The following is a 26,150-nucleotide window of genomic DNA, read 5'->3' as shown; positions in this document are numbered from 1 at the left end:
GCCTATCATCATCTCCTTTAGAACTCGAACCGGGCGAAGGATCGCCCGGTACAAGTTTCTGCGGCGTCACGGGGCGCCGGTGTTCCGACAAGGAGAAGATCATGGCGCAGATGATGAAGGCAGCAGTGGTGCGTGAATTCGGCAAGCCGCTGGTGATCGAGGAAATGCCGATCCCGGAACCGGGCCCGGGCCAGATCCTCGTCAAATACGAAGCGACCGGCGTCTGCCATACGGATCTGCACGCCGCCAATGGCGACTGGCCGGTCAAACCGAACCCACCGTTCATTCCGGGTCATGAGGGCGTGGGGTATGTCGCCAAGCTCGGCGCTGGCGTGTCGCGGATCAAGGAAGGCGATCGGGTTGGCGTGCCGTGGCTGCACACCGCCTGCGGCTGCTGCAACCCCTGCCGCACCGGCTGGGAAACGCTGTGCGGTTCGCAGCAGAACACCGGTTATTCGGTCAACGGCACCTTTGCGCAATACGGCCTTGCCGATCCCGATTATGTCGGTCGCCTGCCGGACAATCTGGCCTTTGGCCCGGCCGCACCGGTCCTGTGCGCTGGCGTGACCGTCTACAAGGGATTGAAGGAAACCGAGGTGCGTCCCGGCGAATGGGTGGTCATCTCCGGCATCGGCGGTCTCGGTCACATGGCCGTGCAATATGCCAAGGCCATGGGCATGCATGTGGTGGCGGCCGATATCTTTGATGACAAGCTGGAGCTTGCGAAAAAGCTCGGCGCCGATGTCACGGTCAATGGCCGGGCATCCGATGCGATCGAGCAGGTGCAGAAGGCAACCGGCGGCGTGCACGGCGCGCTCGTCACCGCCGTCTCCCCGAAGGCGATGGAGCAGGCCTATGGTTTCCTGCGCGCCAAGGGCACGATGTCTCTCGTCGGCTTGCCGCCGGGCTTTATCTCGCTGCCGGTCTTCGACACGGTCCTGAAGCGCATCACGGTGCGTGGCTCCATCGTCGGCACCCGCCAGGATCTGGAGGAAAGCCTGATGTTTGCCGGAGAGGGCAAGGTCGCCTCGCACTTCTCCTGGGACAAGATCGAAAACATCAACGAGATCTTCCACCGCATGGAGGAAGGCAAGATCGACGGGCGTGTCGTGCTGGATCTCGCCGCCTGAGCGGATCACATTTTCGGGATTTCGGCGCCGCCCTCAAGGGGCGGCGTCTTTCTGTTCTCTTCCTGACAGAAGTTTAATCTTGCTGCGGGTGAAAAATTCACCGCCGTGCCCCATGTTGAAGTTCATGCTGCAGTGCGAAAGCCTGCGGGCCACGGAGTCTTCAATCATGCGCAGTACTCAGAACATTCTTGTCTTCCAGGGTGGCGGAGCGCTCGGCGCCTATCAGGCCGGCACCTTCGAGGCCCTCCATCGCCACGGCATCGAACCGGACTGGCTGGCGGGAATTTCCATCGGAGCCATCAATTCGGCCATCATCGCCGGCAGCGCGCCCGATCAACGGGTCCGCAACCTCAGGGACTTCTGGGACATGGTCTCCTCCGGTCTCGACTACGGGTTTGTGCCGGACGACCATCTGGGCAAACGTATGATGAAGGACTGGTCGGTGCTGGCCGGCTCGATGACCGGCGTCCCCGGTTTCTTTTCGCCCCGCCTGCCGACGCCCTACCAGATGCTGCTCAATCCCGATTACCGGATCAGTCACTACGACACCGAACCCCTGATCAAGACGCTTGACCGGCTGGTCGATTTCGACCGCATCCATCACGGCAATATTCGCGTCAGCCTTGGCGCGGTGAACGTCAAGACGGGCAACTTCGCCTATTTCGACACCCGAAAGACGAAGCTCAGGGCGCAACATGTCGCCGCCTCCGGTGCCTTGCCACCTGGCTTTCCGCCGATCGAAATCGATGGCGAATATTACTGGGATGGCGGCCTCGTCTCCAACACGCCGCTGCAATATGTACTGGGGGCGGATCACAGCGACGCGGATCTCTGCATCTTCCAGGTCGACCTCTTTTCGGCCCGCGGCTGCATGCCGCGCGACATGTTGGAAGTGGATGCCCGCGTCAAGGAGATCCGTTATTCCAGCCGTACCCGCATGAACACCGACGAATTCGCCCGCAAGCAGATCGTCCGCCGGGCGGCGCGCCGGCTTCTCGACAAACTGCCTCCCGAACTGCGGGACGACGAGGACGTCGCGCTGCTGCGCTCGATCGGCCTGGAATATGATGTGACGATCGTTCATCTCATCCACCGCACCGCCGCCTATGATTCCCATGCCATGGATGCCGAGTTCTCCCGCGCAACGGTCGAGGAGAACTGGAAGGCCGGCTACGACGATGCTGTGCGCACGCTGACACACCCGAAATGGACAAGACGCGGGCGGCCCAAGAACGGCATCCAGATCTTCGACCTCGCTCAGGACAATGAGCGCGATCGCGACGAAGCGACCGAAACGGCACCGGCCCGTCCGGCACGCCGCTCGGCCTGAACCAAGGAGCTTGCGACATGAAACTGGACGGAAAAGTAGCGATCATCACCGGTGCTGCCAGCGGAATCGGCGCCACAATCGCCAAACATTATGTCGAGGCGGGCGCCCATGTGGTGATCGCCGACCTGAAACGCGAAGCGGCCGAGGCGAAGGCGAGCGAACTCTCTGCCATCGGTCCCGGCAAGGCGATCGGCGTCGAGATGGATGTGACGAACGAGGACGCGGTGAATGCCGGCGTCGCAAAGACCGTCGAGACTTTCGGTCGCGTCGACATTCTCGTTTCGAACGCCGGCATCCAGATCGTCCACCGTATCGAGGATTTCCCCTTTGCCGACTGGAAGAAGATGCTGGCGATCCACCTCGACGGTGCCTTCCTCACCACCAAAGCCTGCGTGCCACACATGAAGGCTCAGGGCGGCGGCGCGGTCATCTACATGGGCTCGGTTCATTCGCATGAGGCATCGCCGCTGAAATCCGCTTATGTCACGGCCAAGCACGGGCTCCTCGGTCTTGCCCGCGTGCTGGCCAAGGAAGGCGGCGAACATGGCATCCGAGCCAATGTCATCTGCCCGGGTTTCGTTCGCACCCCACTCGTCGACAAACAGATCCCCGAACAGGCCGCCACGCTTGGCATTTCCGAGGAAGAGGTGGTCAAGAAGGTAATGCTGGGCGAAACGGTGGATGGTGAATTCACCACCGTGGAAGACGTCGCAGAGGTTGCGCTGTTCCTCGCCGGCTTCGAGACGAATGCGCTCACCGGCCAATCCTTCACGGTCAGCCACGGCTGGCATATGGGATGATCGAGAACAGGGCGCGGCGGAGTTCGACCGCTGCGCCCTGTCAGATATCGTAGAGACTTAAAATCAAAAAATTAACGATGTTTCGCAAGATTGCGCTGACTCTATTTCTATGTCGGGGACGGTCGTGCGGAAGATTGAAGATGAGATCAAGCCATGGACAGGTGAGCGGAAAGCCGTTGGCCAGGAGTTATTTAAGGTATTAGACAAACATATTAGAGATGTCAGTACACGATGCTTCAAGTCCTTTGATCCATCGACGACAGAACTCTCGGATGAGGTGGTTTCCCGCGAAAGGGTGAAATTCCAGCACCTGTGCGAAGGCGAATTCACCAAGACCTATTTTGCGGCTCAGGCGCCTGTCATCCGTTCGATCGCTGAAAAAACCGGCTTCACCGACTTCATCGTCAAGGCGGCTTCGATTTATGCGGCCGAATGGGTGCTCGTGGTGCTCAGGGAAACCAACTGGTCGCCGCGCAAGCGCGAAACCTACATCCGCAGCATCACCGAATCGATCTTCACCGATATTGCCGTCGCTGTGCATGTTCTCCTGGGCGATATCAATGCCGAGGTTGCCCAGCAGCGTGACGGGTTTGAACGCCAGCGCGCGGCGGATGCCGAAGCCGATGGCAAGGCCATGGCCGCGCTGGGGGAAGCCTTGAACGCGCTTGCCGCCGGAAACCTGGCCGTTCGTCTGCCGAACACCCTGCCGCAGAAGAATGAAGGCGCACGGCAGGATTTCAACCGCGCCACCGAAGCCTTGGACGGCGTGATGACGACGATCGTGCACACGGTGGGCGATCTGCGCAACATGGTGGAAGAGGTGTCCGTCGCCAGCGAGGATCTGTCGCGCCGCACGGAGCAGCAGGCACAGGCGCTGGAAGAGACGGCGGCGGCACTGCATGAACTGACGACGACGGTGCGCAAGACCTCCGAAGGAGCGGCCACCGCAAGTCGTGTCGCGAGCCTGACGAAGGACGAGGTGGATCGCACCGGCGAGATCATGACGGAGGCCGAAGCTGCGATGGATCAGATCGCGTCGAGCTCGCAGGAGATCGCCCGCATCGTCTCCGTGATCGACGAGATCGCCTTCCAGACCAACCTCCTGGCCCTGAACGCGGGCGTGGAAGCCGCGCGCGCCGGGGATGCCGGCAAGGGTTTTGCCGTCGTCGCCTCGGAAGTGCGTGCGCTGGCCCAACGGTCGGCAGAAGCCGCCAAGGATATCCGCAATCTGATCTCCACGAGTTCGGATCAGGTGAAACACGGGGTGGCGCTGGTGGAAAGCACGAGCCAGACCCTGAACGGCATCGTCCAGAAGGTGGCGGAGATCGACGAGGTGATTGCCGCCATCGCAAGCTCGGCCCGCGAGCAGGCAAGCGGCATCCAGAACATCAACGAATCCGTCGCCCAGATGGACCGCGCCACGCAGCAGAACGCCGCCATGGTCGAGGAATCCACCGCTGCGACGACGGTGATGCGGACGAAATCGCGGCAACTGTCGGAACTCGTCGCAGATTTCACCCTGACGGAACAGCAGCGGGGCAATCGCCCATCACGCGCCGGTTCGGCTCGGGCCGCGGCCTGAACAGCTCTGAGCGATGGAACACGGGGCGCGCATCCGAGGGGAGGCGCGCCTTTTTTGTGCCGCGGAGAACGGAAGCCTTACCAGCCGGGCATCAACTGCGGCGCACGCATGCGGGTGGCCGAGCGGCCATAGGCCTTCATGTCGGCGTCGAGATCGTCCGGGGCAACCGCTGGCGAGATGTTGTCGAGGCAGGCGGTGATGTGGTCGGTAATCGCCGTCATCAGCGAGGTCGAGAGGCCAGGCCGTTTCATCAGGCCGATCTGCACCGGAGCCAGTGGCGGGAACCCGTCCGACTGGCTCAGCACCTTCATGCCGGGCCGTAGCGCCGATTCCGGCAGAACGGAGACCGCCATGCCGGCGAGAACCGCAGCCGCAACGACGGTCGACGACCAGCTGGTGAACAGCACCTGATAGTCGCGGCCATCCGCATCGAGTGCCGAACAGGCAAGCTGGCGCCAGTTACAGTCGCGCCGGCCGACGGCGAGCGGCACGGGGGCGTCGTCGCGCAAGGGGTGGTTGGCGGACGCCACCCAGCAGAGTGGTTCGGTCCGCACCACATCCGATTGCCGAGCGCGGGGATTGTGGGTGACGAGTGCGATATCCAGTTCGCCGCGCGCCATCTTCTCGGCCAGGTCCACGGATGGTTCGCACACGATGTAGAGCTCGACATTGGGATGCGTCTTGGCAAAACGACCGATGATTTCCGGCATGTAACGGTCGGCATAATCATCCGGCGTACCGATCCGGAGCGTGCCTTCCAGCCGGTTGTCGTCGAAGGCGGCAATCGCCTCATTGTTCAGCCGGATGATCCGGCGCGCGTAATTCAGAAGCTTCTCACCCTCCGCCGTCAGGCGGTTGCCGCGGCCATCCTTGGCAAACAGCTGTTTGCCGACCCGCTCCTCCAGACGTCGCATCTGCATGGAGACGGCACTTTGCGTCTTGAAGACACGGTCCGCAGCCTTGGTAAAGCTGCCGGTATCAACGATGGCGATGAAGGTCTGCAACTGGTCGATATCAAGCGGAGCGGACATGAGAAGATCCATCAGTGTGTTTGATGCATATCATTAGAAACATTCGTTGGACTGATCAATAGAGATTTCGCATAACGCAAGGGTCAGCACAGTCCAAAAGGGTTTCCCACCGCCCCTGCTGTCTCCCTTCCGGCCCGCCCCGGAAGGGAAGGTTTTCGCGTGCCTGCAGAAAGGAATTGCATCATGAGCACGATCGAACGGATGACCACCCGCGCCCCGTCCGCCGCCCGGACGCCCGAAACGCGCCTCGTTGCCGAAGTGGCAAGCTTCGTCAAATCCGTTCTGCATGCTCTGCGCAATCGCAAGGCCATGAACGCACTGAATGATCTCGAGGATTACCAGCTTCAGGATATCGGTCTGACCCGGCGCGACGTGGACGTCGCCGTCAACCGCTCCGGCATGCTGGATGACCCGTACAAGCTTCTGCCGCGCCACCTTCGTCTTCGCGGCTCACGCTCCGCTGCAATGCCGCAGCGGAGCTGAACGCCACCAGTTTTCCCCGCAGGGTAACGCCAATAAACCCTGCTTCTTGCCCGGCCGGTTTTCACCGCGCCGGGCCTTTTCATGTCCGCCGTTCGGAGTTTGGAGTTGAGAGGTCAGGCGGATGCGGGTTTGCCGGCCTCCGCGGAGGTGCCGCGCATATACCCTTCGAAAATCGCTTCCATGTTCTTCTGATAGGCCTTCTGCACCTCGACACCGCTGTCGAACATGGTGTTCAGCATGGCCTGGATCTTGTCGTAATCCTGTCGTGCGGCCTCCGGCGCCGGTTCTGACGTCTTGGACGTCGGCTGTTCCGGCGTCGCCGGTTTCTGGACAAAGGTGCTGTTCATCATCTCCTGGAAAGCCTTGGTGAAGGGATTGTCCAGGAAGGGATTGGCCGAAGGCTGCGGCGCGGTCGGCTTTTCCAGCCCCCACATCACGCGCATGGCCTGGAACATTGGATTGTCGAAGGGAATCGGCTGCGGCTTGGGTTTTGGCGCAAAACCGATCGCCTGCAGCCATTGCTGGGTCATCTGGCCCATGGCCTCCGCCGAAAACGGACCGCCATTGATCTGGCCGGTCATCTGCTTGAACAGGCCGCCCATCAGCGTATCGGCCATGGCCGGCATCATGCGCATCAGAATGTCCTGGCCGACGCCCGTCAGCTGCGCGGCATTGTTGGCAATCGCGCGCGTCACGTCCTGCGAGCCGAACAGTTTTTCCAGCACGGCATTGCCGTCTGCCATACCCTGGGGGGTGAAGGCCTTCGTCATGTCCTCGAAATATTTCGCATAGCTGCCGGAATAGGCGCCGTTCATCAGGGTCATGAAGTCGTAGGGGTTGTTGGCCGTCCGCTTGAAACCGGAGGAGAAGGCCGGCAGCAGCGCTGCCATGGCCTGCGCCGCCTGTTCCTGGGCCAGGTTGAACTGCTTTGCCATGGTGTCCATGGCGGCGCCGTTCTGCGCCTTCAGCATCATGTCGAACAGGGGCAACATCAGGTCGGCTCCTCTCTGGAATCTCTTGTTGTCCAGTCACTATAACTGGAAAAGCTTCCTGCGAAACCGGTTTGTTCAACCCCCGCTCACATTGATTTCAATATTGAAACTCGTCGAACACGGGTTCCACGCTGCCGTTCCAGCGACCGTTGTAGAGGGCCAGCAGATCCTCGGCCAGCGTGCGCTTCTTGGCCAGGATCTCCTCGAGCGTCTGCAGGAAAATGGTTTCGTCCTGGCCGTCGCCATTCGTTCGCGCCCGGGCCTTCAGGCCCTGCGTGGAGATGCCGATCACCTCGCGCGCTACGTCCAGCAGTGAACGGCCGGCAATTTGGGCCGACAGCGCCTTTGCGGGCACGGCGTCGCGCAGCGCCAGCACATCGGCATAGGTCCAGTCGCGGGTCAACGCTTCGGCCGCCGCCATCGCGCCATCGTCATAAAGAAGCCCGACCCAGAAGGCTGGCAGTGCGCAGATCCGACGCCACGGGCCGCCATCGGCGCCGCGCATTTCCAGGTACCGCTTCAGCCGCACATCGGGGAAGAGAGTGCCGAGATGGTTGGTCCAGTCGCCGAGCGTCGGTTCCCACTGCGCGACCTCGCCTTTCAGCGCGCCATTCATGAACTGCCGGAAGGTCACATGCGTGCAGTCATGGTAACGGCCATCACGCACGATGAAATACATCGGCACGTCGAGCGCCCATTCCACATATTGCTCGAAACCGAAGCCCGGTTCGAAGGCCTGCGGCAGAAGGCCGGCGCGGGCATTGTCGGTGTCGCGCCAGATCTCGCCGCGCCAGGACAAAAGCCCGTTCGGTTTGCCTTCGGTAAACGGAGAGGAGGCGAAGAGTGCGGTAGCAAGCGGCTGCAGCTTCAAGGAAAGCTGCATCTTGCGGGCCATGTCCTCTTCCGAGGAAAAGTCGAGGTTCACCTGGATCGTGCAGGTGCGGTACATCATGTCCAGCCCGTGGCTGCCGACCTTCGGCATGTAACGGGTCATGATCTCGTAACGCGATTTCGGCATGCGCGGCGTGTCGGCCAGCGCCCATTTCGGGCTGCCGCCAATGCCGAGGAAGCGGATGCCCATCGGCTCGGCGATCTGGCGCAGGACGGACAAATGCTGGTTGGATTCGCGACAGGTGTCGTGCAGCGTCTCCAGCGGTGCACCGGAGAGTTCGAACTGGCCACCGGGTTCGATCGAGATCGCGCCCATGCCGCCGTGTTCGCCAAGCCCGATGATGTTTTCGCCGTCCATGATCGGTTCCCAGCCGAGCTTCTCCTGCATGCCGCGCAGAAGGGCCGAGATGCTGCGATCACCGAAATAGGGCACCGGCGAATGATCCGCCTGGAAGAAGGCGAATTTCTCGTGCTCGGTGCCGATGCGGAAACTTTCCTTCGGTTTGCACCCCTTCGCGATGTAGGCAGTCAGCTCGGAAACGGAGCCGAGAGGGGTGTGATCGGTGGTGTCGCGGGCCATGAAGTCGACCTTGTCCTCAAAATACCTGTCCGAAGGCGCACTTCGGGAAATGCTGCTTGTACCGGATCACTCTGGGGCGCAAGTGAATTTCTTTTAAAGCACTGTCAGCGCCAGTCTCACGACTGCTTTCACTGCCAATCACCAAGGCTGGCCTGCACCACGGCAAGTGCCGCAACGGCGGCGGTATCGGCGCGCAGGATACGCGGTCCGAGCGGGATGGCGGTGACGAATGGCAGGCTGTGCAGCAACTGCCGTTCCTCCTCGGAAAAGCCGCCTTCCGGTCCGATGAGGAGGGCGAGCGACCGTTCGGAGATGCCCTTCAGGATCGGCAGCGGGTTGTGGCTTTCGGCCCCTTCATCGCAGAAGATGATCCGGCGATCGGCCGGCCAGCGCTCCAGAAGATCCCTGAGCTTCACCGGTGCCCGCACCTCCGGCACGGCCAGCACGCCGCACTGTTCCGCCGCCTCGATGACATTGGCCGAAAGGCGCTCCAGGCTGGTGATCTTGCCCTGCACATGCTGGGTCATCACCGGCTGCAGCAGGCCGGCCCCCATTTCCACCGCCTTCTGCACCAGATAGTCCAGCCGGCCGACCTTCAGCGGCGCGAACAGGTAATGCAGGTCGGGCAGGGGAGATTGCGGGCGCGTCTGCTCGACCATTTCGAGCATCAGTCTCTTGCGGCTCGGCAGGCGAAGGACCGCCTTCCATTCGCCGTCCTGCCCGTTGAACACCAGAACCTCGTCGCCGTCCTGCATGCGCAGCACGTTGATCAGATAGTTGAACTGTTCGCTGGTGGTTTCGTGCGTCAGCCCGGCTGCCAGGGGAGCCTCGATGAAAAGCCGCTGCATGCGGAAATTGGCGCGCATTCGTCCGTCCTGAAGAAAACTCTAGATGAAGAGCCGGAACATAACCAAGGCGAGCGCGGCTGCAAGGGCGGCGGATGCCGGAACGGTGATCGTCCAGGCGGCAACGATGGTGAGCAGGTGCGAGCGCCGCACGAGATAACGCCGCCGCGCCTCGTCGGGATTGGCCTCTGCTTCCTCCTTGGAAGGCGGCAGTTCGCCACCGGCCTTCATCCTGAGATAGGCCTGCCGGCGCTTGGAGTTTCGGATGTACCATTCGCGAAACAGGCCGACGCCGAAGATGGCGCCAACCGCCACATGGGTGGAACTGACCGGCATGCCGATGGCGGAGGCGAGGATCACCGTCATGGCGGCAGACAGCGCCACACAATAGGCGCGCAACGGATTGAGTTTGGTGATCTCCTTGCCCACCAGATGCACCAGCTTCGGGCCGAACAGCAACAGGCCGAGCGAAATGCCAAGGCCACCGATCATCAGTTCCCAGAGGGGAACGTCGGTGTCGCCGGTTCCTGCCTGCCCCTGCGCCAGCCTGACGATCGCAGCAAGCGGCCCGACGGCATTGGCCACGTCATTGGCGCCGTGCGCGAAGGACAGCAGCGCCGCCGAAAAGATCAGCGGCACCCGGAACAGGTGGCGAAGCGACTGGTTGCGGTTTTCCAGACCCTCCGACTGCCGGCGGACGAGGGGAACGGAGAGGCCCCAGGTCGCCAGCCCCACCACAAAACCCGTCGCCAGCATGCCGGCAAAACTTCCGCGATCCGGCGGGCTGATCAGTTGCAGGGAGAGATAGATGGTGAAAGCGCCGAACATCAGACCGATCAGGATCGGCACCCAGCGCCGCGCAGCCGCAATCTTGTCCGGCGTGTAGACGATCGTGGTCTGGATGAAGGCCAGCACCGCGATGGCAATCAGTGCACCGAGCAGCGGAGACATCAGCCAGCTCACCGTGATGCCGACCAGCATCGTCCAGTTGACGGCGGGCAGTCCGGCGGCGGCAAGGCCTGCCCCCATCACACTCCCGACGATCGAATGGGTGGTCGAGATCGGCGCGCTCATCCAGGTGGCGATGTTGATCCAGATCGCCGCCGCCAAAAGCGCCGCCATCATGCTCCAGAGCAGGTAGTCGGGATGGGAGAAATAGGCGGGCCGCAAAATGCCGTTGGCAATCGTGTCGACCACCCGGTCGCCGGCAATCAGTGCGCCAGCAATTTCGCAGACGGCGGCAATCGCAAGGCCAAGCCCGAGGCTGAACGCCCGTGCGCCGACAGCCGCGCCGATGTTGTTGGCAACATCGTTCGCGCCGATATTCATGGCCATGTAGGCTGCGACCAGGCAGGCGATGATCGGGATGACCAACGCGGAATGGCCGAGCAGCGAGACGACGAACAGCAGGGTAATGACGATCAGCAGCAGGAAGACGAGGCTCGGGACGACGATGCCGCGCGAGACGTTCTGTGAGGCGTATTCGACATAGGTGATCTTCTCGAGATCCTTGTCGAGCGTGTCTTTCCGCCGGGCCTTGGTATCGCGGGCCTTTCGCTGCAGATCGTCAGGGGTGGCGTTCACGTCGGCTTGCGTCTTTCCCGCAGATGAGGATGGGCCCGCGAGCCACCGTAGACCTCAAATGCGACATTCATGTCAGCGGCCGACGGCCCGCATCTTCGTCTCGACAGCGATCGGAAAACGGTGGGAAAACGCCAGGATCAGGTCACGCAACTCGGTCTCGCGAACCCGTTTGGCTGCTTCTTCACACGGCACCCATTCCAGCTGGCGGCTGCCCTTTTCAGGAAAATCCTCCAGCATGCTGTCGACGGCGAGTGCGTGAACCTGCACGCGCACCGGTACGGTCAGCCCGCTCTTCAGCCGCTTCAGATAGGTGAAAAAGCCGAGAGGTTCCTTTTCCGCCTTGCCGCGAACACCAGCCTCTTCATAGGCCTCTCTTTCGGCCACCGCATGAGGTTTCTTCTTCTTCATCGGCCAACCCTTCGGAATCACCCAGCGCCGCGTTTCACGGCTGGTCAACAGCAACACCTGAACGCCCGACAGGGTGTCCTGTCGATAGCACAAAGCGGCGTATTGCTGTTCCGGCGGGCGTCGCAGCAGGAGGATGAGGTTGGTGGTGATGCGATCGAGAAGGTTCAACGAGTTTATGACTCCTTATGTGAACTGTTAGATAGCACGATTCCTGCGTTGCACAGCTGTTCAATTACGACATTTTTGCGAATTCTGCGGTGCCTCGGCACCTTTGCAACAAGTTTCGCATGGGGAAGTTGCGTCCGGCTTAATATAAGCAGACAGTTTTATAGATAGGGTGGTCGAACGGCATTTACATGCGACATAGGGAGCGCTTGAAGGCCTTCGCCAACCGTGGGAGGAAGGAAGGGGCCAGTTGGAGGAGACACCGTGTCCGCAAGCATCCAATTCCTGAAACCGCGGCAGGATATTCTGTCGCGACGCGCAACGATCATTGCCGATCTGCTGGAGCTTTTGCCGCCGGACTGTCTGGTGCATGAGCCGCGCGAACTGGTGCCCTTCGAGACCGACGCCTTCGTCTCCTATCGCCGGCTGCCGCTCGCGGTTGCCCTGCCGGAAACGACGGCGCAGGTTTCCGCCGTGCTGAAATACTGTCATCGGTATGGCGTGCCGGTTGTGCCGCGCGGTGCCGGCACCTCGCTCTGCGGCGGCGCGATCCCGCAGGAGGATGCGCTGGTGATCGGCCTGTCGAAGATGGCGAAGATCCTCGAGGTCGATCTGGTGAACCGTTGTGCCGTGGTCCAGGCGGGTGTCACCAACCTCGCCATTTCGGATGCGGTGGGGCCGGACGGATTTTTCTACGCGCCCGACCCCAGTTCACAGCTCGCCTGCACCATCGGCGGCAATATCGGCATGAACTCCGGTGGTGCCCACTGTCTGAAATATGGCGTCACCACCAACAACCTGCTGGGCGTCAAACTGGTGCTGGTGGACGGCACGGTGATCGAACTCGGCGGCAAACATCTGGATGCCGCAGGTTACGACCTGCTCGGCCTTGTTTGCGGCTCGGAAGGCCAGCTCGGCATCGTAATCGAGGCGACGGTGCGGCTGATCGCCAAGCCCGAGGGCGCGCGCCCCGTGCTCTTCGGTTTCGAAACCTCGGAAGAGGCGGGCGCCTGCGTCGCCGATGTCATCGGCGCCGGCATCATTCCGGTGGCGATCGAATTTATGGACAAACCGGCGATCGAGATCTGCGAGGCCTTCGCCAAGGCCGGTTACCCGCTCGATGTCGGCGCGCTGCTGATCGTCGAGGTGGAGGGATCCGAGGCCGAGATGGATGCGATGCTTGCCGCGATCGTCGAGATCGCCCGCCGTCATGGCGTCAAGCGCGTCAAGGAATGCCAGTCGGCAACCGAGGCCGCACTGATCTGGAAGGGCCGCAAATCCGCCTTCGGCGCCACCGGCCGCATCGCCGATTATATCTGCATGGATGGAACGGTGCCGCTCAGCCAGCTGTCCTATGTGCTCAAACGCACCGACGAGATCGTCAAGGGTTTCGGCCTTCGCGTGGCCAATGTCTTCCATGCCGGCGATGGCAACATGCATCCGCTGATCCTGTTCAACGCCAATGATCCCGACGAGGCGGCCAAAGCGGAAGCCGCCGGCAACGAGATCCTGAAGCTCTGCGTCGATGCGGGTGGCTGCCTGACCGGCGAACACGGTGTCGGCATCGAAAAGCGCGACCTGATGCGCCACCAGTACAGCACGGCCGATCTCGACCAGCAGATGGCGGTGCGCGCCGCCTTCGATCCGCAATGGCTGCTCAATCCGTCGAAGGTGTTCCCGCTGGATGGGAGACCGGCCATATGACCGCCGCCCTGATCCCCGCCACCGAATCCGAAGCCGCAGACATGGTGCGCGATGCCGGTGCCGCCGGCCGCAGGCTTGCGATCGCCGGCGGCGGAACGCGCTCGGGCTTTGCCGGTGGGCAGCAGGCGGATGCGGTCCTCCGCTCCACCGGGCTCTCCGGCATCGTCACCTATGATCCGGCGGAAATGGTGATGACGGCACGCGCCGGCACGCCGGTCGCCGAAGTCGAGGCGGCGCTCGCCAACAACAACCAGATGCTGGCCTTCGAGCCGATCGATCATCGCGCCCTGATGGGCACGGATGGCGAGCCCACCATCGGCGGCGTGTTTGCCACGAATGCCTCCGGCCCAAGACGACTCTCGGCGGGAGCTGCGCGTGACAGCCTGCTTGGCATCCGCTTCGTCAACGGCAAGGGCGAAGCGATCCGCGCCGGCGGGCGTGTGATGAAGAATGTCACCGGGCTTGATCTCGTCAAACTGCTCGCCGGCTCTTTCGGCACGCTGGGCTTTTTGACGGAAGTGACCTTCCGCGTGCTGCCGCGGCCGCAGGCAGAGGAAACCATCATCGTCTCCGGCCTCGATGACGAAGCGGCCGCGCAGGTTATGGCGCTTTCCATGGCGCTGCCGCTCGACATTTCGGGAGCTGCCCACCTGCCGGAAAGCGTGCGCGGCCGGTTCCTCGCCGGCGGTCTGCCGGAGGGACCGGCGACCGTCCTTCGCCTCGAAGGCCTGCCGGCCTCGGTGCCGGTCCGGGCGGATAAGCTTGTTGCGGCGCTATCCCGCCTCGCCCCCCTGGCGCGGCTGGGGACGGATGACAGCCGCAGGCTCTGGCGCGAGATCCGCGACGTGGCGCCCTATGCGGACGGCACGAAACGACCGCTCTGGCGCGTCTCGGTGGCGCCCGCCGCCGGCGCCCGCCTGGTGGCGGATCTGCGCCTCGAAGCCGGCATCGACGCCTTCTACGACTGGCAGGGCGGCCTTGTGTGGATGCGCATGGAAGCCGATCCCGAAGCCGATCTCGTTCGCGGCATGATCCGACGGCACGGCGGCGGCCACGCCACCCTGCTGCGCGCCAGCGATGCGTCGCGGGCCGTAACGCCAACCTTCGAACCGCAACCGGCGGCGGTGGCCATGCTCAGCGAGCGGGTGCGCGCCTCGCTTGATCCGGCGGGTGTGTTTTTCTCCGGCCAGATGGGAGAGGCCTGATCCATGCAAACCTCCTTTTCCCCCGATCAACTGGCCGATCCGCATGTCGCCTTTTCCGAAAGCATTCTGCGGCGTTGCGTGCATTGCGGTTTCTGTACCGCCACCTGTCCCACCTATGTGACGCTCGGCAACGAGCTCGACAGCCCGCGCGGACGAATCTACCTGATCAAGGATATGCTGGAGAATGGCCGGCCCGCCGATGCCGAGGTGGTCAAACATATCGATCGCTGTCTCTCTTGCCTCGCCTGCACCACCACCTGTCCCTCGGGTGTGGATTACATGCATCTGGTCGATCACGCCCGCGCCCATATCGAAGAGACCTACCGCCGGCCCTTCATTGACCGGATGATCCGCGCGCTGCTGATGGTCGTTTTGCCCTATCCGGCCCGGTTCCGGGCAGCCCTGACGCTCGCCCGGCTTGGCCGCCCGTTCGCGCCGCTTCTGAAAAAGGTCGAGGCCCTGCGCCCGCTCGGCGCCATGCTGGATCTGGCGCCGAAATCCGTGCCGCCGGCCTCCAGGCCTGTGGCTGCGGCAGTCGCTGCGCCGCGCCGCGGCCGTGTGGCGATCCTCACCGGCTGCGCCCAGCCGGTGCTCGATCCGGGCATCAATGCCGCGACCGTCCGGCTGCTTGGTCGTCTCGGCGTCGAGATCGTCACACCGCAGGGGGAGGGCTGTTGCGGCGCTCTGGTCCATCACATGGGCCGCGAGGAGGCAGCTCTTGAATTTGCCCGGCAGAATGTCGATGCCTGGATGCGCGAGATCGACGGGAAGGGGCTTGATGCCATCCTGATCACCGCCTCCGGCTGCGGCACGACGGTCAAGGATTACGGCCACATGCTCAGGCTCGATCCCGCCTATGCCGAAAAGGCGGCGAGGGTTTCGGCGCTGGCGAAGGACGTCACGGAATATCTGGCCGCGCTCGACCTGCCGCAGCAGCCGTCACAGGGGCTGACGGTCGCTTATCATTCCGCCTGCTCGATGCAGCACGGCCAGAAGATCACAATACAACCGAAACTTCTCCTGAAGGCGGCCGGTTTTGTGGTGAAGGACCCGGCGGAAGGCCATCTCTGTTGCGGCTCGGCCGGCACCTACAACATCCTGCAGCCGGAGATTTCCGCAAAACTCAAGACGCGCAAGGTGAAAAACCTCGAGGCGACCAAACCGGACCTGATCGCCACCGGCAATATCGGTTGTATGACCCAGATCGGCTCCGGCACCGGCATTCCCGTGGTGCATACGGTGGAACTGCTCGATTGGGCCTATGGCGGGTCAAAGCCGGCAAAGCTTGGATGAGGATGTAGGCAATTGGCAGTAGGCAGTAGGCAGTAGGCAATAGGGAGTAGCCAATAGAACGGGGTGAGAGGCTCGCGTGGCCCTTTACAGAGGCGATGAACGGAAATTCTATTTCCTACTGCCTACTGCCTACTGCCTACTGCCTACTGCCTACTGCCTACTGCCTACTGCCTACTGCCTACTGCCCCACAACCTATCCCCCGAAAATCGAACCGAAGAAATCCAGTCCGCGATCCTCGAAGGCGACATTGCCCTGGCGGTTGCCGGGGCCGATGACGATCACCTTGGCGCCGATCGCCGCGCGTTTGTAGAGATGTTCGACATCCTTGTTCATCATGCGGATGCAGCCGGACGACATGTTGAGGCCGATCGTCCAGGGCTGGTTGGTGCCATGGATGCGGAAGATCGTGTCGCGGCCGTTCTTGAAAAGATACATCGCGCGTGCGCCGAGCGGATTGTCGATGCCGCCCTCCTGCACCACCGGCAGGATATGGCCCTTGGCGGCTTCACGGCGGCGCATTTCCGCCGGCGGGCGCCAGTCCGGCCATTCTTCCTTGCGGCCGATCGAGACGACGCCGGACCAGCCGAAACCTTCGCGGCCAACACCGACGCCATAGCGGATCGCGCTGTTCTCGCCGTTGATGTAATAGAGAAACTTGTTGTTGGTATCGATGATGATGGTGCCGGGCACCTCGTTGGTGCGGAAACGCACCACCCGCCGCTGGAACTTTTCGTCCGGTTCCTTGCGCTGTGCTACGGTGGTGACGTCGCTGCGACTGACCGCAGGCGCTGCGGTTCGCTGAAACGCCTCTGCCGGTCCTATGGCTGTGACCATCATCGCCGCAGCCGTCAGGCTGAGAAGAATGGTTTTCCCCCTGGTCATTCCTGGCCCCCTCTTGGACTATGACAAGAGCCGGAGTTTTCCCGGAAAGCGTCCGCAATGCAAGTAGATGCGCACGAAAGAATAGTCGGTTCCACCACGCGAGGTGGCGGAACCGCACGGAATTATTACATCACGATGACCTTGGTGCCGACATTCACCCGGCCGTAGAGGTCGGTCACGTCTTCATTGCGCATGCGGATGCAGCCGGAGGAGACGGCGCTGCCGATCGTCCAGGGCGCATTGGTGCCATGGATGCGGTAGAGGGTGGAGCCGAGATAGAGCGCGCGGGCGCCAAGCGGGTTTTCCGGACCGCCCTCCATCTTCACCGGCAGGAAATGGCCCTTGGCGGCCTCGCGCTCGATCATCTCCTTCGGCGGATGCCAGCTTGGCCATTCCGCCTTGCGGGTCACCTTGTGTTCGCCTGCCCATTCGAAGCCCGGCTTGCCGACGCCGACGCCGTAGCGTTTTGCCTTGCCGCCCTCCATCACCAGGTAGAGGAACCGGTTGTTGGTATCGATGACGATGGTGCCCGGAGCCTGTTCGGTCTGGTAATCCACCATCTGCGGCAGGAACTGCGGCTCCAGCTGGCTGCGGATCACCGGAGCCGGACGCACGGCGGCCGCCTGTACCGGCTGGGCCGGACGGATCTGTGTGGATTGCGGGCGCGGTGCGAGCAGAGGCTGGCGTGCCGGCGCATAACGCGGCTGGTAGGCCTGGCGCTGGTAACCCTGAGCCGGCATCTGGTTGCGGTAAATGACGCGCACCTGTCCCTGCTGCGCGGGTGCCCGATAGGCCGGAGCCTGCTGCACCTGTCCGCCCAGTTGCAGGATCCAGGGGGCGGTGAGGTCAGGGCTCACCACCACCGGCGGGCGTTCGCGGTACCGGTCGTTGGCCAGTGCCGGCCAGGTGAACGCGGCCAGAAGGCCAGCGGTGATCAGCAGCATCTTTTTCATCGACGGCTCCACTCCATACACATTGCGTCATAAAGGACCTGAGGGCCGCAGGCGGCGCCCCGTTGCAACCGACCGTGCGGCGGAACTCGCAAGTGAAAGGTAAATGCGCGAGCGTTCAAATGCACGGCTTGCGGGAAAGCTTTTCGCAAGGTTAATGCTCGGTTCGAAGACATGGTTGATGAGCGTTGAACGCGACGCCTGGGGCGTTAACGGAGGAAAGAATGGCAAAACCGGGCACGATCGAGGGCGAAGATGGCCGCTGCCGGTGCGCCTGGCACCAGGGTCTTGCCGATTACGAGCGCTATCATGACACCGAATGGGGCCGGCCGGTGACGGACGATATCCGCCTGTTCGAAAAGATCTGCCTGGAAGGGTTCCAGTCGGGCCTCTCATGGCTCACCATTTTGCGCAAGCGGGAGAATTTTCGCGCCGCCTTTGCCGGGTTCGACTTTGAAAAGGTTGCGGGTTTTACCGAAGCGGATGTCGAACGTTGCGTCGCTGACGCCGGCATCATCCGCCATCGCGGCAAGATCGTTTCCACCATCAACAATGCCCGCCGCGCCGTGGAACTGCGCGATGAATTCGGTTCGCTTGCCCGTTTCTTCTGGTCCTACGAACCGAAGCCGGAGGAGCGCCCGGCGGTGATGGATCTCGAAACGTTGCGGGCCAACCCGACGACCGCCGTCTCCGTCCGCCTGTCGAAGGATCTGAAGAAACGCGGCTGGACCTTTGTCGGCCCCACGACCGTCTATGCCTTCATGCAGGCCATGGGTCTGGTCAACGATCATCTGGACGGCTGTTATCTGCAGCCGGTGGTGGAGGCGGAACGCCAGGCTTTCATACGGCCCTGAATGGACGGCGTCAGTCGATGCTGAGCGCCAGCACGCGGCTGATTTCCGTCAGCGACCGGCCGGATTGCGCCTTCCAGGTGTTGAAGGCCGCCTGCGCCGCCGCCTTGTCGCGCGCCGAGGTGGGCGCCTTTGTAACGATGCCTTCCGCCACCAGCCGGTTCACCACGCTTTGCGACAGGATGAAGCTTTCGAGCCCGGCAAAACGCAGGAAATACTGACCGGTATTGCCGCCCAGCCGCGAACCCTTTTTCTGCAGGAGATCCAGAAGGCCGACATAGTTTTCCGCCGGCCATCCGGCGAAGAAGGCGCCGGCGGAGCCGTGGTCGCGGGCAAGGTCAGCCAGGAAAACGGCATTTTCCTGCACGGATTTGATCTTTTGCCCGTGCCGCACGATGCGGGTGTCGCTCACCAGCCGGCCAAAGTCCTCATCGTGCAGCATCATGCAATGGCCGATATCGAAACCCTCGAAGGCGGCTTCGAAACCCGGCCACATGGCATCCACGACCTTCCAGTTGAAACCGGACTGGAAGATGCACCGGGTCATCAGCGAGAGAAACCGGTCATCCGGCATCGCGGCAATCTCGGCCTGTGGTTTGGGAAACTGCAGACCCTCCCGCACTGCCTCTTCGCCCTTGCGATCCACCGCGAGCGACCAGATGTCCTCAAAACTGCGCATCACAGAGCCTCGCTGCAAATCTCGTCGATCAGGGGTTTCACGTCTCCCAGCGTGGCGATCTCGCGAAAACGCGGCGCCTCCGCCGGCTTGTCCACATGCTCCAGCACCCAGGTCAGTTCGTGCGGCACGAAGACACCCCAGGCGCCCGCCGCAATGGCCGGCACCACGTCGGATTTCAGCGAATTGCCGATCATCATCGCCTGCTCCGGGCCCTCGCCATGTTTGCCAAAAATGCGGCGATAGGTGGTGGCACTCTTGTCCGAGACGATCTCGACCGCATCAAAAAAATCTCCGAGACCGGATTGCGCCAGCTTGCGCTCCTGGTCGAAGAGGTCGCCCTTGGTGATCAGGACGAGGAAATAATGGCCGCACAGCGCCTCCAGCGCCTCACGCGCATGTGGCAGACATTCCACCGGATGCGACAGCAGCTCGCGGCCGATCGAGAGGATTTTGCTGACCACCTCGGCCGGTGCCTTGCCCTCGGTCACCTCCAGCGCCGTCTCGATCATCGAGAGCGTAAAGCCCTTGATGCCGAACCCGTAATAGGCAAGGTTGCGCCGCTCCGCTTCCAGCAGCCGTTCCGAGACATGCTCACCCTCGGCGAATTCGGCCAGAAGGTCGCGAAAATGGCTCTCCGTCAGCTTGTAATACTGCTCGTTCTGCCAGAGCGTGTCATCGGCATCAAAACCGATCACCGTCAGCGGGCGCATGGTCATGGCGGGCCTCTTCCTCGCGTGTCGCCTCTACCCTAACTTCATGATGCGGCAATGCAATGGCGCTTTCGCGCCATTGCATCCTGCTCATTGCCGGCTCACTGCCCGTGTTTGGCAAGCCAGGCCCGCATCATAGCAATCTCGCCTTCCTGGGCGCGGATCACCTCTTCCGCCAGCTTGCGGATCTCCGGGTCCTTGCCATGTTCCAACTGGATCTTCGCCATGTCGATCGCCCCCTGGTGATGCGGGATCATCGAGCGGACGAAATCGACATCCGGATTGCCGGAATAGGCGATCGCCATATCGGTGTGCATCTTCGCATTGGCCGCTTCGAATTCCTGTGTCGAAGGTGACGCGGCCGCACTGGCTTTTGCGCCATGCATCTGGTGGCTGCCACCATGCGTGTCCTGGGCGCTGGCAGGCAGGGCGAAAATCAGGCCAGCCAGAAGGGCAGCCGAAAGGGTTTTGGCGTTCATGGGTCTCTCCCGTTGTGACGCGAATGAAAGAAGGCTGTCTTGTCTTCTGCGTCAGGTGCGGGGAGGGGGATCGGCGGGGCCGGGTGCCATGCCGGTGAGCGGCGAGGTCGGCAGCGCTGCCGGCTGATCGGCCATGGCCGGCCGGAAGGCGGCCAGCATCAGCTCCGGCACCAGCGAGGTGCAGGCGGCGCAGAGGCTCATGGCGCAGCCAGGTTTTGCCGGTTGGCCGTCGCAGTCCGGGCAGGGCGCTGCCGTGTTCATGGCCGCGTGGTCATGCGCGCCGGCGCCTGCATGCGGGTGCGCGGCAACAGCTGCCGCATGCGGCATCGCCTCCATGACCGGCGCATGGCCGGCATGGTCCTGCGCTGTCGACAGCGCAAGCGCCGGCATCAGGCTGGTCAACAGCCAGGCGATGACGGCGAGGAGAAAGGCGAAACGGCGCATGACGAACAAGATGATGATGCGGCGGCGAAAAATCCAGTGACATTTCGTTAACCTGCAATCACGCGGTGCACGGCCTGGTAATCGCCTGTTCCCTCGCCGAACGGAATGACCGGCCAGTCCCAGCTTGTGCGATGTGCGGGCACGGCCACGCCAGCGAGAAGATCGTCTTCTTCCAGCACTTTGCCCTGCCGGTCGGTCACATGATAGGAAATGTCGGTGATCAGGCAGGTGCGGCAGGGCAGGGCGCCGAGGCCTTCCAGATGCGCGGCAATCAGCGCCGGCACGATGTCCGCCGCGCGGTCCGCCTGGCCTTCACGCTCCAGCCGCCGCCGGCAACCGACACCGATCTGCGACAGGATATTGGCCGAGACGACGAGATCGAGATATGGCACCTGGCGCAGGAAGGCGAGCGGTTCGGCTGTCTGGCCGGCGATGGCCTCATCAAAGCCGGAGAGATCGCGATGGATCAGCCGCGTGTTGCGTAGGCCCTTCGCGGCAAGCCACAGCCGGACGCTGGAAAGATGCACAAGATCGACCAGCACCACCGTATCGAAGGCTGTCGAAAGTGCCCGGATCGGCACGTCGCGCAGCAGGCCGGAGCCCAGCACCACGGCGGTGCGCCGCTCCCGCATGGTCTTCATTGTCTCCAGAACCTGCGCCTGGCTGTGGGCCTCATGCTCCGCCCAGGCCGTTTTGCACCGTCTGGCGCGGGCCGAGAGGCTGACGGAGGAGGCAATATGCGGGCGGAAGGCGGCAGGCGTCAGCGGCACGCTTGCGGCGTAATCAAGGGCTTCGAGGATCATGGGCTATCGGTCCACCGGGCATTGAAAATTCCACCCCCCTCTGCCCTGCCGGGCATCTCCCCCACAAGGGGGGAGATTGGATGGACGGCACCGGCTTCCCGCCCCTCAGCGCCGATGTTAGACGAGACGTTGCTGTTGACCAATCTCCCCACCTGTGGGGGAGATGCCCGGCAGGGCAGAGGGGGGCGAACTGGCTCAAACGCCAACCTGGATAGGCAATCAATATCAACCGCTCAACTGCTCTTCGCGATTTTCCGCCATGTCCTGTCCTTGAGGGTGGCGGGCCAAAGATTCGCGGATTGTGTCGAGGATGTATTCCTCGACAGTCATGCCTGCCTGTTCAGCGGCCTCGCAAACCAGTGCATAGGCGTGGTCAGGCATCTCGAAGGTAAATTGGTGGTTCATTGCGCGCACCCTCCGCCATGCCGCCATCTTATCAGGCGAGCGTGAACGTCGCCAGCCTTCACCCTTGCCGCGTCTGGCGTGATCCTCTAAGAAACCGCTCAAAATTCCGGCCTTTTTCCATGTGCCGGCGGCAAGGAAGAGCATCATGAGCGACAAGCAGAAGAAACCGCAGAAACTGAAGGCCCGCCTGCCGCGCGGCTTTGTCGATCGCACTGCCGCCGATATCCATGCCACCAACGAGATGGTCGCGAAAATCCGCGAGGTCTACGAGCGTTACGGTTTCGACCCGATCGAAACGCCGCTGTTCGAATATACCGATGCGCTCGGAAAATTCCTGCCCGACAGCGACCGCCCGAACGAGGGCGTGTTTTCGCTGACGGATGACGACGACCAGTGGATGAGCCTGCGCTACGACCTGACGGCGCCGCTTGCCCGCCACGTCGCGGAAAACTTCAACGAGATCCAGCTGCCCTACCGCACCTATCGCGCCGGTTATGTGTTCCGCAACGAAAAGCCGGGTCCGGGCCGTTTCCGCCAGTTCATGCAGTTCGATGCCGACAGCGTCGGCGCACCGGGCGTGCAGGCCGATGCCGAAATGTGCATGATGATGGCCGATACGCTGGAAGCGCTCGGCATCAAGCGCGGTGACTATGTGATCCGCGTCAACAATCGCAAGGTTCTGGATGGCGTGATGGAAGCCATCGGTCTGGGCGGCGAAGAGAATGCAGGACGGCGGCTGAACGTGCTGCGGGCCATCGACAAGCTGGACAAGTTTGGCCCCGAAGGCGTGCGCCTGCTGCTTGGCGAAGGTCGCAAGGATGAAAGCGGCGACTTCACCAAGGGAGCGGGGCTGAACGAGGAGCAGATCAATCTCGTAATCACTTGCACAAATGATCCGATGGCGGCGATAGCGGACAACGGTGGGTGGGCGAACGACACCCTCTCCACGGGGATCAATGAACTTTCTCAGATGGGGATTTTGTTCGAAGCATCTGGCTATGACGCCTCCCGCATCAAGATTGACCCCTCCGTCGTCCGTGGTCTCGAATACTACACCGGCCCCGTCTACGAAGCCGAACTCACCTTCGATGTCACCAACGAAAAGGGCGAAAAGGTCGTCTTCGGTTCGGTCGGCGGCGGCGGGCGGTATGATGGTCTGGTCTCGCGCTTCATGGGCCAGCCGGTGCCGGCCACCGGATTTTCCATCGGTGTCTCGCGCCTGATGACGGCGCTGAAAAACCTCGGAAAGCTCGGTCAGGACGAAATCCTCGCGCCGGTTCTCGTCACCGTCATGGATGGCGATGTGGAGGCCATGGGGCGTTACCAGCGGTTCACGCAAAGCTTGCGCAACGAAGGCATCCGCGCCGAAATGTACCAGGGCAACTGGAAGAAATTCGGCAACCAGCTGAAATATGCCGATCGTCGCGGCTCGCCCATCGCCATCATCCAGGGTGGTGACGAGCGCGAACAGGGCGTCGTGCAGATCAAGGACCTGATCGAGGGCAAGCGCCTCTCCGGCGAGATCACCGACAATGCCGAATGGCGCGAGGCGCGCGTCGCGCAGGTGGTGGTGCCGGAAGCGGAGCTGGTGGAAAAGGTCAAGGAGATCCTCGCCCACCAGGCCGAAGACCGCCGCCGGGCGAAGGATGTTTGATGTTGGCGTCTGTGGTTTTTCCCCTCCCCAACCCTCCCCACAAGGGGGAGGGAGCAGGTCGGCGCGTGCCGTTCTCCCACCTGTTGAATTTGCCAGCTCAGACTGTTTGTTCTGACCGGGGCGCTAGATTGGTACTGAGCGCTTGCTCCAAGTCTTCTCCCCCCTTGTGGGGGAGATGGCCGGCAGGCCAGAGGGGGTCTTGCGTCCTGAAAGCAGGAGCAACTCCATGCCCCTGATCGACATGCCCGACTTCGCCCCGGCGATCCTGGAGGAATTTTCCCGGCGCAACACCACCCGCGTCGACACCCCGGTCATCCAGCCGGCCGAACCCTTTCTCGACATGGCCGGCGAAGACCTGCGCCGGCGGATCTTTCTGACCGAAAACGAGCGGGGGGAAAGCCTCTGCCTGAGGCCGGAATTCACCATTCCGGTCTGCCTGCGCCATATCGAAACCGCCACCGGCACGCCGAAACGTTATGCCTATCTCGGCGAAGTGTTCCGCCAGCGCCGCGAGGGCGCAAACGAGTTCTATCAGGCGGGGCTGGAGGATTTGGGCGATACGGATGCGGCGAATGCCGATGCGCGCATCGTTGCGGATGCGCTGGCCTGTCTGCAGACCGTGCTGCCGTCGCATGCCTTTGCGGTCACCATCGGCGATCAGGCGGTGTTCGAGGCCGTCGTGGCAGCGCTTGGCCTTCCCGTCGGCTGGCAGCGTCGCCTCGTGCGTGCCTTCGGCCAGACGGATGTGCTGGAGGCGATCATTGCGCGTCTCGCCAAACCCGAACCGGTCGCCGGCCTTTCGCCGGAGGTGGAGCGCATGCTGGAGGCGGGTGACGACGCCGGCCTCGCAAACCACCTGCGCGATGAGATGGAGCGCACCGGTTATCTCACCAATGCCAGCCGCGCCCCGGAAGAGATCGTGCGGCGGCTGAAGGAAAAGCGGCTGCTCGCCGGCGCCTCGCTCGATAGCGCGAAGCTCGATGCGCTGAAGGAGTTTCTCTCCATCAACGTCTCGCTGCGTTATGCGCCGGGCGTGCTGTCCGATTTCGCCCGCTCCGCCGCCCTGCCGCTGGAGGCGGCGATTGCCGGGTTCGATGCGCGCGTGGCAGCGCTTCGCGATGCCGGTGCGTCGCTTGCCGATATCACCTGGCGGGCCGCCTTCGGCCGTCCGCTCGATTATTACACCGGCCTCGTTTTCGAAGTCACCGTGCGCGGCGAACACGATGTGCTCATCGGCGGTGGACGGTATGACCGCATGCTGACGCTGCTCGGCGCGAAGGATCACATCCCGGCCGTCGGTTTTTCCATGTGGCTGGACCGCATCCAGAAGGCCAAGGAGGCAAAACGATGACGATTACCATCGGGCTTCCCTCCAAGGGCCGCATGAAGGACGATGCCTCCGCCATCTTCGAAAAGGCCGGCATGAAGATCGTCGCCGTCGGCAATGACCGCTCCTATCGCGGCCGCGTCGAAGGGTTTGAGGATGTCGAGATCGCCTTCCTGTCGGCGTCTGAAATCTCGCGCGAGATCGGCAACGGCACCGTGGATTTTGGCGTCACCGGCGAGGATCTGGTGCGCGAGGGGCTGGCGGATGCCGATGCCCGCGTGGAAATTGCCGCCCGCCTCGGTTTCGGCCGTGCGGATGTGGTGGTCGCGGTGCCGGAGATCTGGCTCGACGTGGAAACCATGGCCGATCTCGGGGACGTGGCGGCTGAATTCCGTGCCCGCCATGGCCGGCGCCTGGCGATCGCCACCAAATACTGGCGGCTCACCCAGCAGCATTTTTCCGGCAGCCACGGCATTCAGCTGTATCGTATCGTCGAAAGCCTCGGCGCCACCGAAGGCGCGCCGGCCGCCGGCCAGGCGGATATCATCGTCGACATCACCTCCACCGGTTCCACGCTCGTCGCCAACCACCTGAAGGTGCTGTCGGACGGCGTGATCCTGCGCTCGGAAGCCTGTCTTGTCCGCGCCCGCAAGCCGGAGCACGAGGGCAATGCGACGGTGGCGAAGATCATCGAGGCCGTGCGCGGGGCGGTTTAGTCGTTCTCGTCCGATGAATTGCCCCTCACCCCGCCTCCGCTGACGCTCGGCGACCCTCTCCCCGTTCTGACGGGGCGAGGGGGAACGGCGGCGTTGCGGCAATCTCGTTCCCTCTCCCCGCACGGCGGGGAGAGGGTTAGGGTGAGGGGCCCATATGACCTTCGCTGCACGCACAAAACCCGCCGGATTGCTCCGGCGGGTTTGTTTTTGCCTTGCGGGCGGTGGA

The 26,150-nt window shown here is 62.7% G+C and carries 26 protein-coding genes; 12 read left to right on the top strand and 14 right to left on the bottom strand.

Annotated features, from left to right (window positions below; genetic code table 11):
* Positions 1 to 101: 101 nt before the first annotated feature.
* The 4 genes from adhP (at position 102) to OU993_RS03590 (ending at position 4,842) form a co-directional block, all read left to right on the top strand.
* The gene (gene adhP / locus OU993_RS03605; RefSeq protein ID WP_268154887.1) at positions 102 to 1,130 is read left to right on the top strand and encodes an alcohol dehydrogenase AdhP; all 1,029 of its coding nucleotides are present in this window, start codon (positions 102 to 104) and stop codon (positions 1,128 to 1,130) included.
* Positions 1,131 to 1,296: 166 nt separating this feature from the next.
* Complete coding sequence (locus OU993_RS03600; protein ID WP_268154886.1) at positions 1,297 to 2,460, top strand: patatin-like phospholipase family protein; 1,164 nt, start codon at positions 1,297 to 1,299, stop codon at positions 2,458 to 2,460.
* Between the two features lie 17 nt (positions 2,461 to 2,477).
* On the top strand, positions 2,478 to 3,260 hold the full coding sequence (locus tag OU993_RS03595; RefSeq protein WP_268154885.1) for a 3-hydroxybutyrate dehydrogenase: 783 nt from the start codon (positions 2,478 to 2,480) through the stop codon (positions 3,258 to 3,260).
* A 295-nt stretch (positions 3,261 to 3,555) separates the two neighbouring features.
* Entirely contained in the window at positions 3,556 to 4,842 is a 1,287-nt protein-coding gene (locus tag OU993_RS03590) for a methyl-accepting chemotaxis protein (RefSeq protein WP_268154884.1), read from the top strand.
* Between the two features lie 77 nt (positions 4,843 to 4,919).
* On the opposite strand, the gene OU993_RS03585 is transcribed toward OU993_RS03590, so the two are convergent.
* Positions 4,920 to 5,873, bottom strand: coding sequence for a LysR substrate-binding domain-containing protein (locus tag OU993_RS03585; RefSeq protein ID WP_268154883.1), 954 nt, complete (start codon positions 5,871 to 5,873; stop codon positions 4,920 to 4,922).
* 183 nt (positions 5,874 to 6,056) lie between these two features.
* Here OU993_RS03585 and OU993_RS03580 point away from each other — a divergent pair, with 183 nt between their 5' ends.
* Positions 6,057 to 6,356 (top strand): DUF1127 domain-containing protein, encoded by a 300-nt coding sequence (locus OU993_RS03580; protein WP_268154882.1) that lies wholly within the window; start codon positions 6,057 to 6,059, stop codon positions 6,354 to 6,356.
* A 113-nt stretch (positions 6,357 to 6,469) separates the two neighbouring features.
* Here the strand turns inward: OU993_RS03580 and OU993_RS03575 are convergent, their stop codons facing one another.
* From OU993_RS03575 to OU993_RS03555, 5 genes are all read right to left on the bottom strand, one after another.
* Entirely contained in the window at positions 6,470 to 7,348 is an 879-nt protein-coding gene (locus OU993_RS03575) for a DUF937 domain-containing protein (protein WP_268154881.1), read from the bottom strand.
* Between the two features lie 97 nt (positions 7,349 to 7,445).
* Positions 7,446 to 8,819 carry a glutamate--cysteine ligase gene (locus tag OU993_RS03570; protein WP_268154880.1) on the bottom strand — a complete coding sequence of 458 codons (1,374 nt, stop codon included), beginning with the start codon at positions 8,817 to 8,819 and terminating at the stop codon, positions 7,446 to 7,448.
* A 128-nt stretch (positions 8,820 to 8,947) separates the two neighbouring features.
* Positions 8,948 to 9,685, bottom strand: coding sequence for a 16S rRNA (uracil(1498)-N(3))-methyltransferase (locus OU993_RS03565; protein ID WP_268154879.1), 738 nt, complete (start codon positions 9,683 to 9,685; stop codon positions 8,948 to 8,950).
* 21 nt (positions 9,686 to 9,706) lie between these two features.
* Complete coding sequence (locus tag OU993_RS03560) at positions 9,707 to 11,248, bottom strand: inorganic phosphate transporter (protein ID WP_268154878.1); 1,542 nt, start codon at positions 11,246 to 11,248, stop codon at positions 9,707 to 9,709.
* 72 nt (positions 11,249 to 11,320) lie between these two features.
* A complete protein-coding gene (locus OU993_RS03555; protein WP_268154877.1) occupies positions 11,321 to 11,824 on the bottom strand; it encodes an NUDIX hydrolase in 504 nt (167 codons plus the stop codon).
* Positions 11,825 to 12,085: 261 nt separating this feature from the next.
* On the opposite strand from OU993_RS03555, the gene OU993_RS03550 reads away from it, so the two are divergent.
* From OU993_RS03550 to glcF, 3 genes are read left to right on the top strand one after another with little or no spacing between them, the layout of a single operon-like run.
* The gene (locus tag OU993_RS03550; RefSeq protein WP_268154875.1) at positions 12,086 to 13,525 is read left to right on the top strand and encodes an FAD-linked oxidase C-terminal domain-containing protein; all 1,440 of its coding nucleotides are present in this window, start codon (positions 12,086 to 12,088) and stop codon (positions 13,523 to 13,525) included.
* Complete coding sequence (locus OU993_RS03545; RefSeq protein ID WP_268154874.1) at positions 13,522 to 14,730, top strand: FAD-binding protein; 1,209 nt, start codon at positions 13,522 to 13,524, stop codon at positions 14,728 to 14,730. The genes OU993_RS03550 and OU993_RS03545 overlap by 4 nt, the downstream gene beginning before the upstream one ends.
* Positions 14,731 to 14,733: 3 nt before the next feature.
* Complete coding sequence (gene glcF, locus OU993_RS03540; protein WP_268154873.1) at positions 14,734 to 16,023, top strand: glycolate oxidase subunit GlcF; 1,290 nt, start codon at positions 14,734 to 14,736, stop codon at positions 16,021 to 16,023.
* Between the two features lie 193 nt (positions 16,024 to 16,216).
* On the opposite strand, the gene OU993_RS03535 is transcribed toward glcF, so the two are convergent.
* The gene (locus OU993_RS03535) at positions 16,217 to 16,906 is read right to left on the bottom strand and encodes a L,D-transpeptidase (protein WP_442792859.1); all 690 of its coding nucleotides are present in this window, start codon (positions 16,904 to 16,906) and stop codon (positions 16,217 to 16,219) included.
* 125 nt (positions 16,907 to 17,031) lie between these two features.
* A complete protein-coding gene (locus tag OU993_RS03530) occupies positions 17,032 to 17,859 on the bottom strand; it encodes a L,D-transpeptidase (RefSeq protein ID WP_268154872.1) in 828 nt (275 codons plus the stop codon).
* Between the two features lie 221 nt (positions 17,860 to 18,080).
* On the opposite strand from OU993_RS03530, the gene OU993_RS03525 reads away from it, so the two are divergent.
* Positions 18,081 to 18,710 carry a DNA-3-methyladenine glycosylase I gene (locus tag OU993_RS03525; protein WP_268154871.1) on the top strand — a complete coding sequence of 210 codons (630 nt, stop codon included), beginning with the start codon at positions 18,081 to 18,083 and terminating at the stop codon, positions 18,708 to 18,710.
* A gap of 10 nt (positions 18,711 to 18,720) precedes the next feature.
* Here OU993_RS03525 and OU993_RS03520 read toward each other — a convergent pair whose 3' ends face one another.
* The 6 genes from OU993_RS03520 to OU993_RS03495 form a co-directional block, all read right to left on the bottom strand.
* Complete coding sequence (locus tag OU993_RS03520; protein WP_268154870.1) at positions 18,721 to 19,386, bottom strand: DNA-3-methyladenine glycosylase I; 666 nt, start codon at positions 19,384 to 19,386, stop codon at positions 18,721 to 18,723.
* Positions 19,386 to 20,102, bottom strand: a complete 717-nt coding sequence (locus OU993_RS03515; RefSeq protein ID WP_268154869.1) for an HAD family hydrolase — start codon at positions 20,100 to 20,102, stop codon at positions 19,386 to 19,388. Before OU993_RS03515 ends, OU993_RS03520 begins: the two co-directional genes overlap by 1 nt.
* 95 nt (positions 20,103 to 20,197) lie before the next feature.
* On the bottom strand, positions 20,198 to 20,575 hold the full coding sequence (gene copM, locus OU993_RS03510) for a CopM family metallochaperone (protein WP_268154868.1): 378 nt from the start codon (positions 20,573 to 20,575) through the stop codon (positions 20,198 to 20,200).
* A 51-nt stretch (positions 20,576 to 20,626) separates the two neighbouring features.
* On the bottom strand, positions 20,627 to 21,028 hold the full coding sequence (locus OU993_RS03505) for a hypothetical protein (protein WP_268154867.1): 402 nt from the start codon (positions 21,026 to 21,028) through the stop codon (positions 20,627 to 20,629).
* Positions 21,029 to 21,066: 38 nt separating this feature from the next.
* Entirely contained in the window at positions 21,067 to 21,822 is a 756-nt protein-coding gene (locus tag OU993_RS03500) for a hypothetical protein (protein WP_268154866.1), read from the bottom strand.
* A gap of 225 nt (positions 21,823 to 22,047) precedes the next feature.
* Positions 22,048 to 22,374 (bottom strand): hypothetical protein, encoded by a 327-nt coding sequence (locus tag OU993_RS03495; protein ID WP_268154865.1) that lies wholly within the window; start codon positions 22,372 to 22,374, stop codon positions 22,048 to 22,050.
* On the opposite strand from OU993_RS03495, the gene hisS reads away from it, so the two are divergent.
* The 3 genes from hisS to hisG all read left to right on the top strand — a co-directional run bounded on the left by hisS (position 22,373) and on the right by hisG (position 25,924).
* Positions 22,373 to 23,881, top strand: coding sequence for a histidine--tRNA ligase (hisS, locus tag OU993_RS03490; protein WP_268154864.1), 1,509 nt, complete (start codon positions 22,373 to 22,375; stop codon positions 23,879 to 23,881). The two genes, OU993_RS03495 and hisS, sit on opposite strands and share 2 nt — an antisense overlap.
* Positions 23,882 to 24,107: 226 nt before the next feature.
* Complete coding sequence (locus tag OU993_RS03485) at positions 24,108 to 25,232, top strand: ATP phosphoribosyltransferase regulatory subunit (RefSeq protein WP_268154863.1); 1,125 nt, start codon at positions 24,108 to 24,110, stop codon at positions 25,230 to 25,232.
* On the top strand, positions 25,229 to 25,924 hold the full coding sequence (gene hisG / locus OU993_RS03480; RefSeq protein ID WP_268154862.1) for an ATP phosphoribosyltransferase: 696 nt from the start codon (positions 25,229 to 25,231) through the stop codon (positions 25,922 to 25,924). Before OU993_RS03485 ends, hisG begins: the two co-directional genes overlap by 4 nt.
* Positions 25,925 to 26,150 lie beyond the last annotated feature (226 nt).

This window comes from Rhizobium sp. SL86 (genome assembly GCF_026672545.1).
GTDB lineage: Bacteria > Pseudomonadota > Alphaproteobacteria > Rhizobiales > Rhizobiaceae > Neorhizobium.
The sequence above is the reverse complement of the archived record's forward strand: the minus strand, read 5'-3'. Positions and strand labels throughout refer to the sequence as shown.

Bases quoted from the DNA above. Each gene is read 5' to 3' on its own strand.
- adhP (WP_268154887.1), top strand. From the start codon at position 102: ATGGCGCAGATGATGAAGGCAGCAGTGGTGCGTGAATTCGGCAAGCCG.
- OU993_RS03600 (WP_268154886.1), top strand. From the start codon at position 1,297: ATGCGCAGTACTCAGAACATTCTTGTCTTCCAGGGTGGCGGAGCGCTC.
- OU993_RS03595 (WP_268154885.1), top strand. From the start codon at position 2,478: ATGAAACTGGACGGAAAAGTAGCGATCATCACCGGTGCTGCCAGCGGA.
- OU993_RS03585 (WP_268154883.1), bottom strand. From the start codon at position 5,873: ATGTCCGCTCCGCTTGATATCGACCAGTTGCAGACCTTCATCGCCATC.
- OU993_RS03580 (WP_268154882.1), top strand. From the start codon at position 6,057: ATGAGCACGATCGAACGGATGACCACCCGCGCCCCGTCCGCCGCCCGG.
- OU993_RS03575 (WP_268154881.1), bottom strand. From the start codon at position 7,348: ATGTTGCCCCTGTTCGACATGATGCTGAAGGCGCAGAACGGCGCCGCC.
- OU993_RS03570 (WP_268154880.1), bottom strand. From the start codon at position 8,819: ATGGCCCGCGACACCACCGATCACACCCCTCTCGGCTCCGTTTCCGAG.
- OU993_RS03565 (WP_268154879.1), bottom strand. From the start codon at position 9,685: ATGCGCGCCAATTTCCGCATGCAGCGGCTTTTCATCGAGGCTCCCCTG.
- OU993_RS03545 (WP_268154874.1), top strand. From the start codon at position 13,522: ATGACCGCCGCCCTGATCCCCGCCACCGAATCCGAAGCCGCAGACATG.
- glcF (WP_268154873.1), top strand. From the start codon at position 14,734: ATGCAAACCTCCTTTTCCCCCGATCAACTGGCCGATCCGCATGTCGCC.
- OU993_RS03535 (WP_442792859.1), bottom strand. From the start codon at position 16,906: ATGACCAGGGGGAAAACCATTCTTCTCAGCCTGACGGCTGCGGCGATG.
- OU993_RS03530 (WP_268154872.1), bottom strand. From the start codon at position 17,859: ATGAAAAAGATGCTGCTGATCACCGCTGGCCTTCTGGCCGCGTTCACC.
- OU993_RS03525 (WP_268154871.1), top strand. From the start codon at position 18,081: ATGGCAAAACCGGGCACGATCGAGGGCGAAGATGGCCGCTGCCGGTGC.
- OU993_RS03520 (WP_268154870.1), bottom strand. From the start codon at position 19,386: ATGCGCAGTTTTGAGGACATCTGGTCGCTCGCGGTGGATCGCAAGGGC.
- OU993_RS03515 (WP_268154869.1), bottom strand. From the start codon at position 20,102: ATGACCATGCGCCCGCTGACGGTGATCGGTTTTGATGCCGATGACACG.
- copM (WP_268154868.1), bottom strand. From the start codon at position 20,575: ATGAACGCCAAAACCCTTTCGGCTGCCCTTCTGGCTGGCCTGATTTTC.
- OU993_RS03500 (WP_268154866.1), bottom strand. From the start codon at position 21,822: ATGATCCTCGAAGCCCTTGATTACGCCGCAAGCGTGCCGCTGACGCCT.
- hisS (WP_268154864.1), top strand. From the start codon at position 22,373: ATGAGCGACAAGCAGAAGAAACCGCAGAAACTGAAGGCCCGCCTGCCG.
- OU993_RS03495 (WP_268154865.1), bottom strand. From the start codon at position 22,374: ATGATGCTCTTCCTTGCCGCCGGCACATGGAAAAAGGCCGGAATTTTG.
- OU993_RS03485 (WP_268154863.1), top strand. From the start codon at position 24,108: ATGCCCCTGATCGACATGCCCGACTTCGCCCCGGCGATCCTGGAGGAA.
- hisG (WP_268154862.1), top strand. From the start codon at position 25,229: ATGACGATTACCATCGGGCTTCCCTCCAAGGGCCGCATGAAGGACGAT.